The following is an 18,163-nucleotide window of genomic DNA, read 5'->3' as shown; positions in this document are numbered from 1 at the left end:
ACGTCAGTTGATGTGTGTTGGGCTATGGACTTCCTCCTTTGCCAAAGCACCGATACCTATCCCATCAAGCTCTTGAACATTATTGATGAGTACTAAAAGAGAAAGCCTCTGTATCTCTGCTTCAAGGTCCATCGACAAAGAAGGAGTGCTTGTGCACTTAGATGATCTGGTTGCCACCAGAGGAGCACCGAAGTACCTCCGGGTTGATAATGGTCCGAAGTTCATTGCACACGCCCTCTCGGAGTTCTGTGATGAGTTAGGGGTGACCTTGTGCTTTACCATCTAAGGATCGCCATGGCAAAACGGCAAGGTCGAGTCCTTCAATAAGAGATTACGAGATGAGATGATAAACGGAGAGCTCTTCGACAGCATCTCTGAAGCTCAGCTCCTCTTGGAGAATTGACAAGTAAAGTACAACTAGTATCGTCCTCATAGTTTCATATTTCCACAGCTCCTTGGGCTATCTCTCTCCCAAGGAGTTCTTGGCGCTCCCTGTTGTGAAGCAGCGACGGCGACTACGAAGCGCCAAAGAACGACCACATATGTAATGGGAAGTACGGGAGGAGAAGGCGAAAGCAGCACAACCGAAGAAAGCTATACTCCCCCCAACCCCTCCTGCTCTCTTGGATGTTTCCTTTAGTGGAAAGACGAGCAGGATGGGTAGGGTGATACTCTCAACAACGATAACCAAAGGCAGAACTCACAGAGACAGTGGATCAGCTATTGGGGACCCCTCAACGACACCAAGGAGCTAGGCGCGTTGTAAGCAATACGTCCCGCTTGTGTTGAGATAACAAAGCAATCCCAACCAAACACGTTTGCCTGCTAACTACGCAGCTCCTAGGGTACTGGGCGATACCAAGTAGCAAAAGGTTCCGTACTAAATCCGGCGGCTTAGCTTTTCCACTTAGATGTTGCAAGAATTTTCGTGCGATCAGCTCTGTCTTTGTACTTCGATGCGATCTCTTGGATCTCCTCTAATAGTCCTGTGGACAGTGTAGTTGGTTCAAGACCGAGACTGAGAAACTGCGAGTTCTCAACGATGAGTTCGTTCTCTTCCGCCTCGTTCCTGGGGTTCTCCATGTACATAACCTCTGTGTTGGTCATGTCCCCTATGAGCTTGGCTAGGTCTCGGACGCGGAAGGTCTCCGTGACTTGGTTGAAGATTGCGGGTTTCTCACCTTTTTCGGGGGGGTTATTGAGTGCGATCTCAATGCACTTGACGGTGTCCCTTATGTGAATGAACGCTCTGGTCTGTCCGCCGGTACCGTGAACGGTTAGCGGGTGACCGTAGGCTGCCTGCATAAGAAATCTGTTGAGAACCGTACCATAGTCGCCATCATAGTCAAAGCGATTGATCAACCGCTCGTCCTTCCCTGTCTCTGGGGTCTGTGTGCCCCATACGATTCCCTGATGAAGATCGGTTACTCTTATACCGTCGTTTTTCGCATAGAATGCAAACATGAGCTGATCTAGCGTCTTTGTCAGATGATAGACTGAGCCAGGGTTTGCGGGATGAAGTATCTCTCTTGTAATCTCACCTTCCGGTGTGTTCACCTTTACAGGTAGGTAGCCCTCTGGTATTGGAGCAGAGCCTGACCATCCATAACCGTATACTCCCATGGTTCCTAAGTGAGCAACGTGCGCGTCTATCTTGGCCTCTACGAGAGCGCAGAGTAGGTTGTGAGTTCCATTTACGTTATTGTCCACCGTGTATCGCTTGGCTTTGGGATTCTTCATGGAGTAAGGAGCTGCGCGCTGTTCCGCAAAGTGTACGACTGCGTCGGGCTTGAAGGATTTAAGTAATGCTACAAACGCATCGTACTCTTGTGCAATGTCCAGGTTATCAAAGGTTATTTCAGCTCCTGAGATCTCCTTCCACGCTGCCACTCTTCTTCCAATTGAACTAATTGGGGTGAGCGACTCAACTTCCAGTATCGTGTCGATGAAGCGGCGGCTTAGATTGTCTACGATCTTGACCTCATGTCCTTGAGCAGACAGGTGCAGAGAGGTTGGCCATCCGCAAAATCCATCTCCTCCTAAAACCAATACCTTCATACTGAGCTTCCTTTCGATTCAATAGGACGAGTAACACCGACTTAGGTTGCAACGATCAGTCTTGATCCTAGATCGCATTCGTTAGACAGTGCAACTTTGATGAGACCTTTCTGGTTGGGTATGCACGAACATAATTGTACACAGTCTTTATCACGTAGGGTGTAAACAGGATGTAAATTTCGATACATAAGGTGGCTTCGGCGTATGTAACAGCCATTTAATGATACAACTGCTGTCTAAAGAGCACCACAGAGTCCTCTGGATACTGTTATACCCTGCAAATGGTTTAACATTGGTTTGAGAAGGAGCTCTCTTTGGTGGGAGGAGTTTCGAGGCGAAAACCTCAGACAACCCACGCATTCATTGAACTTCGCCTATAGTTTGAGCGAACTCACAGTGTCTATTGAGAGGTTCGCTTGTTAGGTGGCGAGGGTTGATATTGAAGTTACGACAGGGAGATTCGTACTCGTTTGAAACCTTTCCCTTTACTTTCTACTTTATCGATACTGATTTTACCTATCTCGGATGTATTCTTCACATGAGTTCCACCGTCAGCCTGTCGATCTAGTCCTTCTATCTCGACTATCCGAATATGTGTGAGCCCCTTTGGTAGGAGGTTTGCAGCGGTCTTTATCAGATCATCACTTTGATCGTCAGCGGATATGTGGTACCAACGAAGCTCTCTTGCGGCTTGCACCTCCAAGTTGCACATTTCGGACAACTCTTCGGTTGGGGGCATAGATAACGACCCGAGGTCAAAGTCAAGTCGACCGCTAAGTGGCTCCATGGCCGATCCGCTTACCGGTGCATCGACGATCTTGTTGAGAACTGCTGCCACGAGGTGCATTGCCGTGTGAGTTCTCATCAGCTGATAACGTCTTTCAAAGTCGACAGCTACCTCGACATCGTCCCCTGGCTGGAGATGGTCGCTGCCGTCTTCAGAGAGTGTTAGATAGGCGTTCCCCTCGACCTTTTTGACATTGGTTATAAGAAACTCTTTATTCTCACGGAGGATCTTTCCAGTGTCGTGGGGCTGTCCCCCTCCGCCTAGGTAGATGCATGATCTGTCTAGGACGATGCCATCTGGACCGGTCCTTATGACGGTGGCGCGATTAGTTGAGAGATAGGGATCGTTGAGTTCGAGTCTTTGGGTAGGTCCATAGTGCTCTACGTAGTGCTCTTCCACAGTTGCAATATAGTAGGCGACGTAGTATGAAGTGAGTAGTTCAGCGGTGACTGATGAAACACTCAGCTTAAAGAGAGGAAGGCTATCCAATGTTTGAAAAACCTGCAGAAGGCCAGGTTGCCTTTTATTTTGATCCTGTATGCCCCTGGACCTGGAAGACTTCCCGTTGGCTGGTCGAAATTTCCAACTCAAAGGAGATAGAGATTATGTGGAGGCCCTTCTCTCTCTATTTCTTGAACGAGGGAGCCATCCCCGAAGAGTACGCAGATGCGCTAAATGTTTCTCTGTTTGCCTTGAGGGTCATTGCCAAGCTCTGTGAAGATGCGCGATATGAAGATATCGGGAGGTTTTATAGGGCCTTAGGTGAGGCATGGTTTGAAGGTGAAGAACAAGTATCACTTGACGTCGTTGAGAGATGTCTAAGTGAAGTCGGCTTAGACGGATGCAGAGTGCATCTCAAAGATGAGAGTATCGATGACCTGCTTCGAGCGATGCACTCCTACGCTCACAAACTTGCCGGAGATGGAACGGGATCACCCGTGCTTGAAATAGCTGATCAGCGTGCCATCTATGGACCGATTCTAACGGAAACACTAAGTGGTCAAGAAGCGCTCGACGTCTTCGACGCCGTGTCTACCTTAGTTAGAACTCCTAGCTTCTCGGAGATGAAACGGCACCGGTAGCATTGCATCTCGGGAGCAAGATCTCGTTATGGTAGGGGATGTTAGCAACGCCTTGATAACATTACTCCTACCAAGATGACGGAAACCGGACTGAAGCGTGTATCTTGTAGTGAACGTTGTATTGAGACGTGAGAGTGCCTTCGTTGTTCCTTATTCGATCAGGTCAGCAAGGGAGCTTAGAAGCCGCACTTGTTGACTGAAATAGTAAGGAATAGGATATAACTTTGGAAAAAACTGTAACTTTCGCGGATCTTGGTGTCAGCGAACCGATTATCCATGCCCTGTCTCAGCTTGGCATAGAGACTCCTTCTGAGATCCAAGCAGCCGCTATTCCTGAGGCTCTGCAAGGCAAGGATGTATGTGGTAAGGCGTCCACAGGTTCAGGCAAGACCTTTGCTTTTGGAATTCCCCTCGTTCAGCTAGCGAAGAGGTCCAAACCTCTAGCTCCAGGATCACTCGTTCTGGTTCCAACCAGGGAGCTTGCGCTTCAGGTTAGAAACGTACTTTTCTCTTTGGCCCAGACCGATCCATCCAAGAAGGTTTGGATAGAGGCATTCTACGGTGGTGTTCCGATAGATCGCCAGATTCGGGCCCTACGTAAGGGTGTGAGTGTCGTAGTGGCCACGCCTGGAAGGCTACTCGATCTGATCGGTAGGGGAGCGATGTACATGAACTCGCTGGAAAGGATCGTTCTCGACGAGGCAGATCTCATGGCCGACATGGGATTTCTCCCTGATGTAGAAGAGATCCTGTCCCATGTGGGCGGAGATCACCAAACGATGCTCTTTTCGGCGACGCTGGATGGGTACGTAGATGTTTTACGTAAACGACATATGAAAAACCCAGTCACTCACGAGGTAGCTCCGAGGGAAGATCGCAGCGAGCTCATGTCGCACCACTTCTTTTATGTGGACGCACGTGATAAGAACGCTTTGTTGTCCAAAGTAACCCACGGTGCGGAACGTTCCTTGGTGTTTGTCAGGACGAGAGACTCCGCAGAAGAAGTTGCGCAACTCCTCTACGAGGAGGGTGCTGATGCCGAACTGCTTACAGGAGCGATTAGGCAGTCAGGTAGAGAGCGAGTACTAAGGCGTTTTGCTCAGGGTAAGACCCAGGTTCTAGTTGCTACTGATGTCGCTGCCCGTGGACTTGATATCTCGGGACTTGACCTAGTAGTGCACTATGACATGCCAGACGACGAGAAGGCCTTCGTCCACCGCTCGGGAAGAACCGCTCGAGCCGGCAAAGCTGGAGTTGTAGTTACATTCGTACAGGGTAACCAAGTTAGAACGCTTATTAAAATGCAGGAGTCGCTTGGACTGTCGCAACCAATCCTCAAGGTTAATGTTGACGACCCGGCTCTCAAAGGAATCGCACAAGGTGAACAGCCGGTAGCCGAGGAGTATAAAGTCCATCCTCAAGACCGAACGAGGTCGACTTCGTCGTCGAGGTGGAGTTCTCAAAGGCGTAATAGTGGGGGGTACTCGGGCTCTAGGAGCAACGGTTACTCTTCGAGGGGTCGCTCTGGCTCAAGAGAGGGATCGGTGCCCAGCCGGCGTCGTTCTTACTAGGAGTTATCAGTCGGTCTACTTTGGGCAGCAGATGCTTTGAGATACAAAGAAGTTATGTACCGTGAGTTTTTCCTTTGCAACGGGAGTCTCACGGCATTTTGGTTGGGTTGTAGACCTTACGGTGATGTTGTCTTGTCTAACCGTATCCTTCGCCTGTGATGGGAAGCTCCGGTATCCTTATCACGGACCTGGAAAGAGTGGTTCTTTCTAAAAGTGTGCTAGTGGGATCTGAGCTGTTCTTGCATCAACTGGAGTGTGTTGATCCAGGAGTTAGCTTCCTCTATACGAGACGCTATGGCGAAGAGGAGATCTTCTCGGCCGTAGTTTGCAACCAGCTGGATACCCATAGGTACTCCGTCTTCGGAGAAGCCCATCGGTAGGGAGATGGCTGGTTGTCCAGTGATGTTGAATTGAGCTGTGAATTGCAGGGTTTCAAGGACCCTAGCCGTACCCTCGATGGGATCGCTTAGGTATCCAACTCTGGCTGGAGGTCGTGCCAACGTTGGAGTAAGAAGCAGGTCGTAACCGTCTTCATCCCAAAACGCTAGGACATCACGACGAAAATCTCCAAAGTAAGAAAGGATCTCTAGATACCTCGGCGCTCTGATCTCCGTTCCGACAGCGTAATAGAACTGGTTTGTCGGTTCTAGCTTGGTTACATCGATCTCGATCTGAGTTTTTGCACTCCACAGAGCGACGTCTGCAGCCACCATCGCACTTACGAAGTCTACAAAGTTCGTCGGAAAACGCTCGTCTTCTAAAGCTCTTGGGTGGTTGATCTCAACGGTGTGCCCCATCTCCTCAAGGAGTCTGGCTGCTTGCGCAACTACGCGAGCGCACTGCGGATCCGGCGATACGTTAGGCATAAGTGGGCGGTCGAGCAAGCCGATCTTGAGCTTGGGTAGTCTCTGGTCGGTTGAGGATAAAAAACCGCTTTCGTGTCGAGGGGCGACGTATGGATCACCTGTTTCGTAGCCTGCTAAGACATCTAAGAGGGCTGCGGAGTCCCTAACAGTTACTGTAAGGACATGATCAACCGATGCACCTCCCCAGTGTTCAGCTTCCTGTGGGCCAAGTGATACTCTGCCTCGAGTGGGTTTTAGTCCCACCAGACCACATAGACTTGCAGGGATTCTAATGGAACCGCCACCATCGTTACCGTGCGCTACGGTTACTACTCCAGCGGCGACTGCAGCGGCAGAGCCTCCTGAAGAGCCGCCGGAGCTGAACTGGGTGTTCCAAGGGTTCAGGGTAGGACCGAAGGCCAGTGGCTCCGTTGTCATCGTTGTGCCAAACTCTGGGCAGTTAGTGCGACCAATGGCAATGAAGCCAGCCTTCCTAAGTCGCTTGTAAATATATGAGTCTCTGGTAGCCACATAGCTGATCTCTTTAAGCACCTGTGCTCCTTGGGTATGCGGCTCGCCCTCCATCTCTGCACCAAGGTCTTTTATGAGAATGGGAACGCCCCTAAATTGCGTTGCGGATAGATTTGGATCTGCCGCTTCGGTCAGAGCTTTTTCAAATCGCTCATGAACTATAGCGTTGATGATCGGGTTAATCCTCTCGGCATCCTTGATAGCACTTTCTACAAGCTCTTTGGCCGATATACGCTGCGCCGCAAGGTCCTCTGCCGTCTCAAGAGCGTCCTTGTACTTACTCATCGCCTACCTCCTCTATCTGTGATGGTATCATCCGAAGCGCTTCATATTGCGTCAGCGGCTAGGATCAAAACGCAGGTAGGAGGAGGCCAGAGCGAAAAATCGAGGCGTTCCCAACCCAGATGCTACGTCGTAGCCTTTGATTGCCTTGTAGAGTCCGTCATTTACGTGGTGGTAGTCGTTGTTTCCTCTCTGTACGTCGGTGAACGTGGCTGTGCTGTCCTGATAAGCCTTGTACAAGAAAGGATTTAAAAACCCGAGTCGATGACCGATGTAGCTTTGCATTAGAGCAACACCTGAGGCAAAGATGGGAGTGGAACCTGATGTTCCCCCGATCACGTCCCAGCCATAAGTAGGTGTGTGCACCAAAAATCCTTCTCCTAACGTAGAGACGTCTGGAACGAGTCTGCAACCTAGCTGGATGGCGCAGTTAGATACCGCCTCTTGATCGTTGTGATATATCTGGGATTGATAGGTGGGAGTTGGCCATAACGTGCTAACGCCGCCACCAGTGCCGCCGGAGTAGTTCGGATCGTTCCACACTGACGGCGGTGTCGAGGCTAGGGGACCGTTGTATTGCACTCCACCGACTCCCGTTACGTAAGGTTGTGAAGCTGGATCGTCAACCGAAAGGGAGGTGTTGTGCCCTGACGACCAGCAGTCAGCTGACCCGTCGTCACCCGCTGCTGACATGACGCTTTGACCCTGTGCAGCAGCTTCTAGGAAGGCTAGATTTTCAGCCTGTACATCAGGGGAAAATGTGTCCGCCTCGCATGAACCCCACGATGAAACTATAAGATCTGCCCGATCCTGTGCTACCATCTGCATGAACATAAGATCTGAGTTTGCCTGGGTTGAGGAGTAAATTATGGCTCTTGCCTTTGGTGCCAAAGAGAGAAAGTTCTCTACGTCTAACGACGCCTCTTCGAGGTTGTTAGTCGAGTGATTTGCGGAACCTCCAGCTACTTGATAGTAGCTTATCGACCGAGGCGAGATCGAAAAACACTTCAGATAGTCTTTGACGGATGAAACAAAGGCGCTATCTGGTGCCTGAGGGTTAGTAAACTCGGGAAATGCAGCAACTACATTTTGCCCGTAGTCCTGAAGTCTGTAAAACGGAGTCATCTGATAAAGTGCCGAGATCTGATTTGGGAGATAGGCTCCCTGTTGATAAGCCTGCAACTGTGCTGCGGCACAACCCTTTACTGACCCTGTGGTGTGATTGGATCTAATCATTGAGGCTTTAGCTGGAAAACCCTTAGCGGTCGATCGTCGATACCTGACTAACTGATAGGTCTTGTTCTCGGTTATTTGATTTTTTACGGAAGGTATGTTGCCGTTGGGAAACAGACCAACCACGGCAACGACTGCGCCTTGAATCTTTGGGGGTAGAGCAGGAAGTTGGTCAGCTTCTGGGTACTGGCCCAGGGATCCCACCCTGACCTCGTGGAAGCTTACTCCTAGAGCTTTTGAGGCTTCAGGCACACTACCCTTGACCTCCATTACCAGGCGGTTTGCCCAAGGTCTTTCCGTGCTCATGCGGTACGAGCTGAAGTAGTTACGTAGCATACCTATGTCTGATTCTGATGCCCCAAAGCGATCTGCGAACTGTGCGGTTGTCAAGAACCTTCCGAAGTTAGCAGAACCAGGCGTAGAGACTGATGCGTCGAAGTGGATTAGGCCAGTCTCGTTAGCGGACGAAAGGATCAGGTATGCGTCTACGTTGTGGTGCGTAACCGACGCCGCAAGCCTATCTTGTCGATAGTGATTCAAGAGCAATGCCGATACAGACCCCAGCACCAAAGAGGCGACGACCACGATAACCAAAGTTACCTGAGGACGAACACGGACCAGACGTTTATCAGGTGCAACGCTTGCGGACAATCTCGGCAGTCTCTCCATTCTGTTTATCGGCTACCAAACCAGCTACTTAAGGAGATCATATGCGACTACTGATGAGTAATACTCGCTAGGTAGATCCGGCAAGGTTTGCTCTACTCTTATTTGGGGCTATAGTAGGGTAATGGTAGTAGGTGAGTCTCCTGAGGAAGGCGGGAACGACCTTCCGCCTTTCGATATCGAGATGCTCGCATCGTCCCTGCGCTACGACCTAAGAGACCTCGATGTCTTTCTGCCCACACTAATCGACAAGATAGCATCGTTGCAGATCGGATCTGTCAGCCTAAAGAGGAAAAAAAAGTTCTTGGGATCAGGATCTTTAGAGAAGGCTGAGCTGGGGATGGGAGACCTTGTGTTTCGCATCACTCCACAGGCGTCGGGTTCTTCGCCTCAGTGTGTTATCTCAAAGGTTATTGGTGGGGTATCGGTGAAAAATCAGCAGGTTACTTTGGAGGTCTGGCTCAAGGAGCTGATCAAAGAGACGGCCACAAGGGCTTCGCAGGCCGGCAGAGATCGGGAGGCTATTCTCAAGATCCTCGGGGCGTCCTAAAAGATGCCAATTTTCCGGAGATCCAGATCGATACAGGATGCAACTGGCGGTAGAGCTGATCTTGATTCCTTTGGGGTGTCTGCAGAGGAGACTAGAGCTGCACTTGAGGCTGGAACACTTCCTCCCAGCGCAGTTTTGAGGCTGAAAAGCGTCGGAGATAGGGATGGTGCTGCCTACACCTCTGACCTGTCCGTAAATGAGTTCTTGCTGCTAAGACAAGCGGGCTTATCTCCGTTGACTCAGGTTTTGGGAGCGTGCGTATATCAGGTCGGATACTACCAGTTTCCCGGCTTTGGGAGAGGTGTGATCGGGCCGTTGCAAGACGCATATAACAACGCACGCTCAACGGCCTTTGCCAGGATGCTCATGGAGGCAGAGGCTGTAGATGCAGATGTGGTGACTGGCGTAAAGGTGTTAGACAACCGCCTCGACGTTGGGGGTAACGTAATCTCTTACTCGATATTGGGTACAGCGATGTCGTTCCCGAAGCTGCGGAGCGTGTTAGTTGATCGTCAAGGGCGCTCACGACCAGTACTTACTACGTTTTCTGGTCAAGAGCTAGCCAAGATAGTTTCAAGTGGTTTCATCCCTCTTGGTCTAGCGGCTCATACATCTGTTCTCTTCACTGCCTTATCGTACTCAACGCTCCAGGCGATGAGCTATATATATAGCGGTGGTGGGAACTTTGAGATTGCGGAGTTTACACAGTGTTACTACGAATCGAGGAACGCAGTTATGTCCAGGGTCCACGAGCTCGCTCGTTCCCTTGGAGCTCACGGAGTCGTCGGAGCAGATCTCAAGGTAACGTCACGCGGTTATTCAATCTCACAGATGAACGGTGAGAATCCGGACTCAGCGATCTACACGGCGGAGATGGTTGCGACAGCGATCGCAGAGCTTAGCCTCCATGAGCCCTTCGAGAAAGCGCAGTTGGTTATGAGCATGAAGAGATAGAAGGTCCAAATACAGCTGGCAGTTTCAGAACGCCTGTGAATACCTAGAAGGGGTTTTATAGATGTCCTACGATCCAACGTCAACAGAGGGTCTTCCAAAAGACGCGGGGGTACGCTTAGCCCAAAATCGAGCTGGACTATTCACCTCTGACCTTTCTGTAAATGAGTTCCTCCTCGTCAAAGAGGCGGGTTTTGAACCTCTTGGGCTGGTTGTGGGGAGTTCGATCTATCACATAGGGTTTCAGTTTGCTAGATGGCAGCAGAGCCAGGAGCTCACTGTTTTGACTCAGGCCATGTACCACGCTCGTGAGCTGGCTATGACGCGCATGGAAGAAGAGGCTGATCAGTTAGGTGCGGACGGCGTAATAGGGGTCAGACTCGAGGTGGGACGCTACGAGTGGGGCGCTGATCTGGCAGAGTTTATAGCTATCGGTACGGCGATCAAACACAGGGACGGAGTGCTGCATAGGGCACCCGACGGCCGTCCGTTCACCTCGGACCTTTCAGGGCAGGACTTTTGGACTCTTATTCAAGCCGGCTATCGGCCGCTGAGCCTTGTCATGGGAAATTGCGTCTACCACGTAGCTCATCAGACCCTCAGACAAGGGTTGGGAAACGCCATGAAGAACGTCGAGATGACCAACTACACCCAAGCCCTCTATGATGCTCGAGAACTTGCCATGGCTAGGATGGGTGAAGAGGCAAAGCAAGTTCAGGCAGAAGGCATAGTCGGAGTCAATCTCTTCGAGGGTTCGCACGGTTGGGGTTCCCATACCATTGAGTTCTTTGCGGTTGGCTCAGCCGTGACTCCTATCTCTAAGGAGCACAAAATCAGCAAACCACAGCTAGTTTTGCCGGTGACCGACTAGTGTCAGGCATGGGAGGGTGGCCTTTAGAGAGGTAAAGTGCGTAGGTTAGTCTTTGTCGATTAGCCATTCAAAGTAAGTCAGCTCGTTTCTGTCAGCTTCAATCATTCGCTCGGGGTGCCACTGAAGCCCTATGACGTTGTCGGTTTCAACGGCTTCGACAACTCCGTCATCGGAGTAAGCGGACACCTTTAGAGCAGAGGACAAAACGTCGATAGCCTGATGATGAAGAGAGTTCACCTCGGTAATGCCGTGGCTAAGCCGAGATATCTTTGTTCCTTGCTCGAAGTGGACTGGATGGGCGAAACTATACTCCTTCTCTGTTACCATGTGGTCTCGATAGCCTCCGCCTACCAAATCCTGGATTAAGGTACCGCCCAAAGCAACATTTAGTATCTGTACCCCTCTACAGACAGCAAGTATCTTCTTGTTAGCCGCCATAAAGGCACGAAGGAGAGAAATTTCAAGGTCGTCTCTATGTGGCTCGACGCCAGCGGTCTTCTCAGAGCGTTCTTGTCCGTAGCGAAGTGGATCGACGTCCCCACCGCCGGTTAGAAGCAGAGAGTCACATGAACTAGCTACTGCCATGGCATAGTCCCTAACAGAGTCGGGAACTCCTCCCGCCTCCAAACCGACCACAGTTAGAGATGACACTGGAATGGCCACTGCGCCAACAGCGCCCAGTGACTCGATGTACCCCCGATGCACACCGTATCGGTCGGTACTCATTGTCCCGAATACAACAGCTGTTTTATGCAAATCCCATCCTGACTTCATATAACTAGGGCCTGTTTGGATGATCTTCCTGGAGTCTACCTCGTCTCCAAATCTAGAGCTTCGTGACCGTGATCTAACTCATAGGCGGAGTCCTGGGGTATGAGACCCTCGTTTTGGGTTAGGCGTAACCCAGCCTTCTTTGCCAGTTTGGGTCTGAGAGCCACTACAACCAAAGATACGAGGACCCAACCCCCGCTGGCAGCGGGCAACCACGCTAGAGCACCTGTTGGATAGGGGTAGACGTTCCTAAATATTGTGTAACCAAGTATTGCGATAGCCATTATTGGCATAACCATCTCGTACTTTGGAACTTCAAGCTTTTTAGAGATAAAGAGTAGGTGAAACGCTCCAGCTGTAGCCAAGAGGTAGACCACTAAAAGTATGAGAGTTCCGATTGTTCCAAACCAGTTAAACTCGTCGAACGCAGATGAACCTAGTATCACTGCGACAAACCACGTGACTAAAGCGGTGAAGGCAACGACCGCTGCCGTGGCGACGGTAGGCGTATCGTAACGTCGTGAGATTACAAGTAATGGCTTCGTCTCCACTGAGTCCCTATTTAGGGCAAAGAGAAGACGGGAGGCTCCAACGGTAGAGGCAAGCGCACATCCAAAGGCAGAGATAACCGTGCCGACTGTGATTAGGTTTCCGATCCATGAGGCAACGTAGGTACTACCTAAAGAACCAAGAAGCGAGCCAGTGTTTATGAAGCTATTGATCTGCTTAGAAGAGGTACCAAATCCCATCACCTCCACCGAGGTAACAAAGACAAAGTAGATCCCTCCAAATACAGCGGTCCATAATATTGCTCTTGGTATGTCTTTCTTTGGGTGCTTTGCCTCCTCTCCCAGGGTTGCGGAGGCCTCAAAGCCTGCAAACGATAAGAAACCAAATACCACACCCAAGAAAAGATCTGAAGACGTCACGCCTTTTGCCGGTGTAAAGACCGAAAGTGTAAAGTGCTGACCTTGAGGCCCATGTCCTACTATGAGCTTTATCAAGATGACTACCGATATCGCAACGATCATGAGAACTGTTAGCCCCTCGACACTTAGCAGAAAGTGTGTCCCTTTCTTTGCCGGCCTTACTGCAAGCATGAGTACCAGGGAGAGCTCTATCGCCTGAATTAAAAACGGTGTCCAAGAAGGCGGATTCTTCATAACTCCAAGACTTTGAAGAAGCGATGTGGCGAATATAGACGAAGCGATTGAGGTCACCAAGGCATAGGAGATATAGGTACCCATCAAGGACCATCCCGCTATTACCCCAAATCTTGGACCGATAGTGGCTCCTACGAATCCAAATACAGATCCAGCATGGTTGAAGTGCTGTGTAAGCCTTACGAATACGTATGCGATGAACATGATGCCAATAGCTGCAAACAAGAACGTCAGGGGTACCGCTCTACCGGCTGCGCTGGCAGAACCTTGTGGGTTGATGTTGGCTGCCATTGAGGGAGCCATGAGCGCCACCGATAGCCCCACCACCTGCCAGATAGAGAGTTCTTTCTTTAGATGCCTCTGTTCAGACTGCACAGTTTCCACCTTATGGATCCCCCTTGCTCTTATAGTCCTATGCAATGTTTTATCATTATCTCGTGCCTGATGCTCCCGTTAATAATGTTACAGATCGAAGAAGTTCTATCAAGTAGCCGAGAGATGCCTTACATCGTGTTATTTTCTAGAGGTTGCAGGGGAGGAAGTCGTGATGCGCTTTGAGGAGTTGCAAGAACAAAACGATCAGCTGTGGGAGCATGTCCACTCCCAAGTCATAGGTAATGGTGTAAGAGCGGTAGGGCTCTTTTACACCGAAAACTCTGGAATTACTCGTGTCAAGAGTATTCCAGTGGAACGACTAAGGGGAGCCGCTAGATCCGGTATCGGTATGTCACCGGTCTTTGATGCGTTCTTGTTTGATGATTCGATTACCTCTTCTCGGTATTCAGGTGGACCCATAGGAGAGCTAAGACTCGTGCCGGACCTGTCCTGCCTCATCCCCTTAGAGGCATCCCCAGGTTGGGCTATGGTGCCAGTGGAAAGATTTAGACAAGATCTAAAGCCACATCCACTTTGTCATCGCCAGTACGTCAGGCGTTCCTATCAGCGCTTATGTGAAAGAGGCATCTCATCTAAGATGGCGTTCGAGATTGAGTGGGCTATCTCCTTAGATCGAGAAGATGAGTTCATCCCAACGACACAGGCTCCAGCCTATAGTCTTGACCGCTTGGGCGAACTGGATAGCTACGTAATGGATATCTACAACGCCCTTACCGCTCAGCAGATATCGGTGGAGCAGATTCATCCTGAGTATGCACCGGGGCAGTTTGAGATATCCATCGAGGCCAGCGACCCTATTAGAGCAGCGGATCTAAGAGTCGTTGTGCGACACACGATAAAGCTGGTGTCTAAAAAGCATGGTTACCGGGTTAGTTTTGCGCCTTTGGTAACCGCTGGCGGGGTCGGCAACGGCGGCCATCTTCATGTGTCCTTCAAAGATGAAGCAGGACCTATTTTCGCTCGCGCAGAAGAGGAGCGGTTTGCTCTAAATCCAAAGGCTCGATCCTTGCTTGCTGGATTGCTAATGGAGTTGCCAGCACTGTGTGCGGTTGGGGCGTCGTCGCCGGCTTCTTACCTAAGGCTCGTTCCTCACCGATGGGCTGGAGCATTTCAATGCTGGGGCTTGGACAACAGGGAGGCCGCACTCCGCCTTGTTGCGGAGACTAACCTTGTCAGTAAAGAAGGAGCTAACGTAGAGATAAAGCCCTTTGACCTTTCCAGCAGCCCATATCTTGCGACCGGGTCGATATGCGCCGTTGCTGGGTCTTATGTCGATAGCAAGTTAGAGGTTGGAGAACCGATATCTGTAGACCCGGGGTCTCTTAGCGAATCGGAGAGGGAAAGCCTCGGAGTGAATGAGCTACCTCATTCTCTAAGCGAGGCGGTAGATATGCTCTCAAAATCCGACGTTCTGAGGGACTCTATGGGTGAAGAACTCTTAGAAGCCTTTGTGGCTGTGAAATATGGTGAGATCTTACTAACCAAGGAGATGACGCCAGAGGAGATCGTAAGCGCGACAAGATGGCGTTACTAAGCGTAAGAGCAGAGATGGGAGAGACCACTGATGACGTTTTCAGGGGACATGTCCGATGATCTAGAAGCAGAAGAAGATAAGCAGTCGTCGACTACAGATGCAACTGTATCGTCGGCGTTACGCTCGATAAAGCCCTCGCTATCAAAGGCGGAACTTAGAGTTGCTGAAGCACTCCTATCGAACTATCCGGTATCTGGAATTACTACAGCCTCTGCGCTAGCGGCACAAGCGGGTGTCTCTGATCCAACCGTTACTCGCCTTGTAGCTCGTCTCGGCTTCGCTAGCTTCTCTGAGATGCGTGACTCCTTGCTAAAAGAGCTCGAGCTACGTCTCGCCCCACCCAGATACAGCGACCCTCTGCGAGGTGATAGAACCTTCAAAGAGTTTGGAGTGAGCGCCGCTATGGAGCTTGCTAATCAGATCCAGAGGTCGATGAACGGACTTTTGGACGAGGAGATCAAACGCGCTGTCGATCTTCTTGGGGATATTAGAAGGGATCTATACATCACAGGTGGTCGGGCGTCCCGCACTGTTGCGATGCAGGCTAGCTGGACAATGGAGGTCATAAGACCGAAGGTAAGGTTTCTTGAAGACTCAGAAGGTGCACGAATCAATGCCCTCTTGGACATATCAAAGGGGACAACGGTGCTGCTTTTGGACTACCGGAGATACCAGAGAGAAGCCGTAGAGTTTGCACGATCGGTAAAGGAGGCGGGAGCGTCTTTGATCGTGATGACAGATCCGTTCCTTTCACCAGCGTCAGCTTACGCCGACGTCGTTCTTACCTCCGAGATCGAAGGACTGTCGCCATTTAATACTATGGTTCCGACCTTGGCTCTTGTTGAGCTGCTGACTGCTCTTGTGGCTCGTAACATATTTGGGAAGGACGATTCCCGGCTAAATAGATACGTTGATCTTTCTCACGGGATGTTGCTGGGGAGAGGCGGTGTCTCCCCGGTTGAGTCTTAGATATCAAGTTCAATCAGATATGGAGATAGATGACGAAAGATAACGGTGGATCTGAGATCAAAGACTATGTAAGAAGCTTATCCCTAGTCGATAATCACTGTCACTCAGTAAGCGGATCTGAACTTAGCCTTTTGGGGTTCAGTAACTTTCTAAGAGAGTCTCCTCCAAGGAGATCGGGGGAGCTGGATGCGTTTCGGTCTATGGTGGGCATGACTTTGCTGAAACACTGCCCTCAGGTTTTAGGTGGTGAAAGTTTTGAGTCACCACAGACCTATGTATCTCGAAGAGGTGAGTTATCGCCGTCGGATGTAATTACACGGTTCATGAGCGCCTTGGGCGTCAGAACGCATCTGGTCGATACGGGGTTTAACTCTTCAGACCTCATCTCGATCGAGGATCTTTCGATCTATAGTGGCACCAACTGCCTTGAGATTGTAAGGGTTGAAGCGGTCGCTGAGAGTCTGCTTGCTGAGGTTGGATCCGCCGAGTTTATGAATCTGTTCCCGTCTCGTCTTGGGTCAAGAGCTCAGAACGCGATCGCACTAAAGTCCGTAGCAGCATATCGGGGAGGTTTGAGTCTAAGTGCTGTACCTCCCGATAAAGGAGATGTCAAGCTAGCTCTTGATCGTATTTTGGGTGAGGCCAAACTTCGGGGAGCACTACCACGTATGGAGGGTACCTTAGTCGAGTCGTACCTCGTTCACACATCGCTTGAGGTTTGTAACCTACCGATTCAGTTTCATATTGGATTCGGTGATCCAGACATCCAGTTGGATCAGACAAATCCATCACTGCTAACTCCGGTAATCAAAAGGGCAGCGTCAATGGGCCGAAAGATCGTGCTCTTGCACTGTTACCCCTACCATCGCTCTGCGGCATATCTCGCACATGCGTTTGAAAACGTTTATCTGGATCTTGGCCTGACGATGAACTACGTGGGCTCACGGTCCAGTGAAATCCTAAAAGAGACGCTGGAACTTGCACCCTTTGTAAGACTTATGTACTCTTCCGACGCGTACGGTCTGCCAGAACTCCACTTTCTCGGTCAGTTACTTTTTCGCGAGGCCTTGGGCTCTACCTTAGAGACATGGGTGAGCTGCGGTGTCTGTAGCGAGTCTATGGCCGTTGAAACAGCTGAGCTGATTGCGTACAGAAATGCAGACAAACTCTACGGTCTTCAAATTTGAGAGAAATCTCCTCAATAGTGTTGCTCTAGTGGTTAGTCTCAGATAACTTTATCTAAGGAAATTGCCGTTTTATACAGAAAGTGAGAATGACAGTTGAGTTCACAGCCTCTTAGCAAGAGAGTCGTTCTTGCTGATTTTTTAAGTCATACCTTTATCTCTCAAGCCATCTTGGTCTTGGGGTACGCTGCGTTTATCGGACTCAGTGCTCAGATTGTCATCCGGCTACCCTTTACTCCAGTACCTTTAACCGGGCAAACTTTTGCCGTTTTAGTCGGAGCTATGGTTCTAGGTTCCAAGAGAGCTATGGCAGGGTCTTTAGCTTATCTGTCTTTGGGTCTGGCTGGGGTACCCTGGTTTGCAGGAGCAACAGGGGGAGTTAGGGCGCTCGCAGCTCCGAGCTTTGGGTATATCTTGGGCTTTATTCTTGCATCCTTCCTGGTCGGGGCGTTAGCAGAGATGAGATTAGACCGATACTTTCTCGGAACCCTTGGCGTGATGGTTGTTGGTAACTTGGGTATCTATGTCTTAGGTGCGGGATGGCTTGCCTTTGTCTCAGGCCTAGGCGTGAAGGAAGCGATTGTGTTGGGCGTTCTACCGTTCCTCATCGGAGACGGGCTCAAGGCATTGGTCGCAGATATTGTTCTTCCTACGACATGGAGAGTCGTTCAAAGATTCGATCAGGAGCACTAAGTAATCAGGCCTACACGCATTGGAGT

16 protein-coding genes and 1 pseudogene are annotated in these 18,163 nt (G+C 50.4%); 11 read left to right on the top strand and 6 right to left on the bottom strand.

Translation table 11 applies throughout. From position 1 onward, the window contains the following. Window positions 1-85 precede the first annotated feature (85 nt). On the top strand, window positions 86-286 hold the full coding sequence (locus BUA24_RS12200; protein WP_143146478.1) for an integrase catalytic domain-containing protein: 201 nt from the start codon (window positions 86-88) through the stop codon (window positions 284-286). A gap of 12 nt (window positions 287-298) precedes the next feature. Then, window positions 299-403, top strand: a pseudogene (locus tag BUA24_RS13405) (integrase core domain-containing protein); the annotation flags it as partial. Window positions 404-894: 491 nt separating this feature from the next. On the opposite strand, the gene BUA24_RS08515 reads toward BUA24_RS13405, so the two are convergent. Continuing rightward, a complete protein-coding gene (locus BUA24_RS08515) occupies window positions 895-2,058 on the bottom strand; it encodes an NAD-dependent epimerase/dehydratase family protein (protein WP_072791340.1) in 1,164 nt (387 codons plus the stop codon). A gap of 445 nt (window positions 2,059-2,503) precedes the next feature. Beyond that, entirely contained in the window at window positions 2,504-3,244 is a 741-nt protein-coding gene (locus tag BUA24_RS08510) for an alanyl-tRNA editing protein (protein ID WP_072791348.1), read from the bottom strand. Window positions 3,245-3,333: 89 nt separating this feature from the next. Here BUA24_RS08510 and BUA24_RS08505 point away from each other — a divergent pair, with 89 nt between their 5' ends. Together BUA24_RS08505 and BUA24_RS08500 are read left to right on the top strand one after the other, a co-directional pair. Then, complete coding sequence (locus BUA24_RS08505) at window positions 3,334-3,927, top strand: mycothiol-dependent nitroreductase Rv2466c family protein (RefSeq protein ID WP_072791337.1); 594 nt, start codon at window positions 3,334-3,336, stop codon at window positions 3,925-3,927. A gap of 224 nt (window positions 3,928-4,151) precedes the next feature. Further along, entirely contained in the window at window positions 4,152-5,498 is a 1,347-nt protein-coding gene (locus BUA24_RS08500) for a DEAD/DEAH box helicase (RefSeq protein ID WP_084660351.1), read from the top strand. A 218-nt stretch (window positions 5,499-5,716) separates the two neighbouring features. Here BUA24_RS08500 and BUA24_RS08495 read toward each other — a convergent pair whose 3' ends face one another. Both BUA24_RS08495 and BUA24_RS08490 read right to left on the bottom strand, forming a co-directional pair. After that, window positions 5,717-7,159: an amidase gene (locus BUA24_RS08495; protein WP_072791332.1), complete on the bottom strand. Its 1,443-nt coding sequence runs from the start codon at window positions 7,157-7,159 to the stop codon at window positions 5,717-5,719. Between the two features lie 51 nt (window positions 7,160-7,210). After that, window positions 7,211-9,040 (bottom strand): S53 family peptidase, encoded by a 1,830-nt coding sequence (locus BUA24_RS08490; protein ID WP_072791329.1) that lies wholly within the window; start codon window positions 9,038-9,040, stop codon window positions 7,211-7,213. Window positions 9,041-9,179: 139 nt separating this feature from the next. On the opposite strand from BUA24_RS08490, the gene BUA24_RS08485 reads away from it, so the two are divergent. From BUA24_RS08485 to BUA24_RS08475, 3 genes are all read left to right on the top strand, one after another. Then, window positions 9,180-9,605 (top strand): hypothetical protein, encoded by a 426-nt coding sequence (locus BUA24_RS08485; RefSeq protein ID WP_072791326.1) that lies wholly within the window; start codon window positions 9,180-9,182, stop codon window positions 9,603-9,605. Between the two features lie 3 nt (window positions 9,606-9,608). Beyond that, window positions 9,609-10,559: a YbjQ family protein gene (locus tag BUA24_RS08480; protein WP_072791324.1), complete on the top strand. Its 951-nt coding sequence runs from the start codon at window positions 9,609-9,611 to the stop codon at window positions 10,557-10,559. Window positions 10,560-10,620: 61 nt separating this feature from the next. Continuing rightward, window positions 10,621-11,427, top strand: coding sequence for a heavy metal-binding domain-containing protein (locus BUA24_RS08475; RefSeq protein ID WP_072791321.1), 807 nt, complete (start codon window positions 10,621-10,623; stop codon window positions 11,425-11,427). A gap of 45 nt (window positions 11,428-11,472) precedes the next feature. Here the strand turns inward: BUA24_RS08475 and BUA24_RS08470 are convergent, their stop codons facing one another. Together BUA24_RS08470 and BUA24_RS08465 are read right to left on the bottom strand one after the other, a co-directional pair. Next, the gene (locus tag BUA24_RS08470) at window positions 11,473-12,153 is read right to left on the bottom strand and encodes a gamma-glutamyl-gamma-aminobutyrate hydrolase family protein (protein WP_218587451.1); all 681 of its coding nucleotides are present in this window, start codon (window positions 12,151-12,153) and stop codon (window positions 11,473-11,475) included. 83 nt (window positions 12,154-12,236) lie between these two features. Then, window positions 12,237-13,736 carry an APC family permease gene (locus BUA24_RS08465; protein ID WP_072791319.1) on the bottom strand — a complete coding sequence of 500 codons (1,500 nt, stop codon included), beginning with the start codon at window positions 13,734-13,736 and terminating at the stop codon, window positions 12,237-12,239. 172 nt (window positions 13,737-13,908) lie between these two features. On the opposite strand from BUA24_RS08465, the gene BUA24_RS08460 reads away from it, so the two are divergent. The 4 genes from BUA24_RS08460 to BUA24_RS08445 all read left to right on the top strand — a co-directional run bounded on the left by BUA24_RS08460 (window position 13,909) and on the right by BUA24_RS08445 (window position 18,137). Further along, complete coding sequence (locus BUA24_RS08460) at window positions 13,909-15,291, top strand: type I glutamate--ammonia ligase (protein ID WP_072791316.1); 1,383 nt, start codon at window positions 13,909-13,911, stop codon at window positions 15,289-15,291. Between the two features lie 30 nt (window positions 15,292-15,321). After that, window positions 15,322-16,260 carry a MurR/RpiR family transcriptional regulator gene (locus BUA24_RS08455; protein WP_072791314.1) on the top strand — a complete coding sequence of 313 codons (939 nt, stop codon included), beginning with the start codon at window positions 15,322-15,324 and terminating at the stop codon, window positions 16,258-16,260. Window positions 16,261-16,289: 29 nt separating this feature from the next. After that, window positions 16,290-17,447: an amidohydrolase family protein gene (locus tag BUA24_RS08450; protein ID WP_072791311.1), complete on the top strand. Its 1,158-nt coding sequence runs from the start codon at window positions 16,290-16,292 to the stop codon at window positions 17,445-17,447. Between the two features lie 93 nt (window positions 17,448-17,540). After that, window positions 17,541-18,137, top strand: a complete 597-nt coding sequence (locus tag BUA24_RS08445) for a biotin transporter BioY (protein ID WP_072791309.1) — start codon at window positions 17,541-17,543, stop codon at window positions 18,135-18,137. Window positions 18,138-18,163: the final 26 nt, after the last annotated feature.

This window comes from Ferrithrix thermotolerans DSM 19514, from assembly GCF_900128965.1.
GTDB classification, from domain to species: domain Bacteria; phylum Actinomycetota; class Acidimicrobiia; order Acidimicrobiales; family Acidimicrobiaceae; genus Ferrithrix; species Ferrithrix thermotolerans.
Note: the sequence above shows the minus strand (reverse complement) of the source record. Positions and strands in the feature narration are given on the sequence as shown.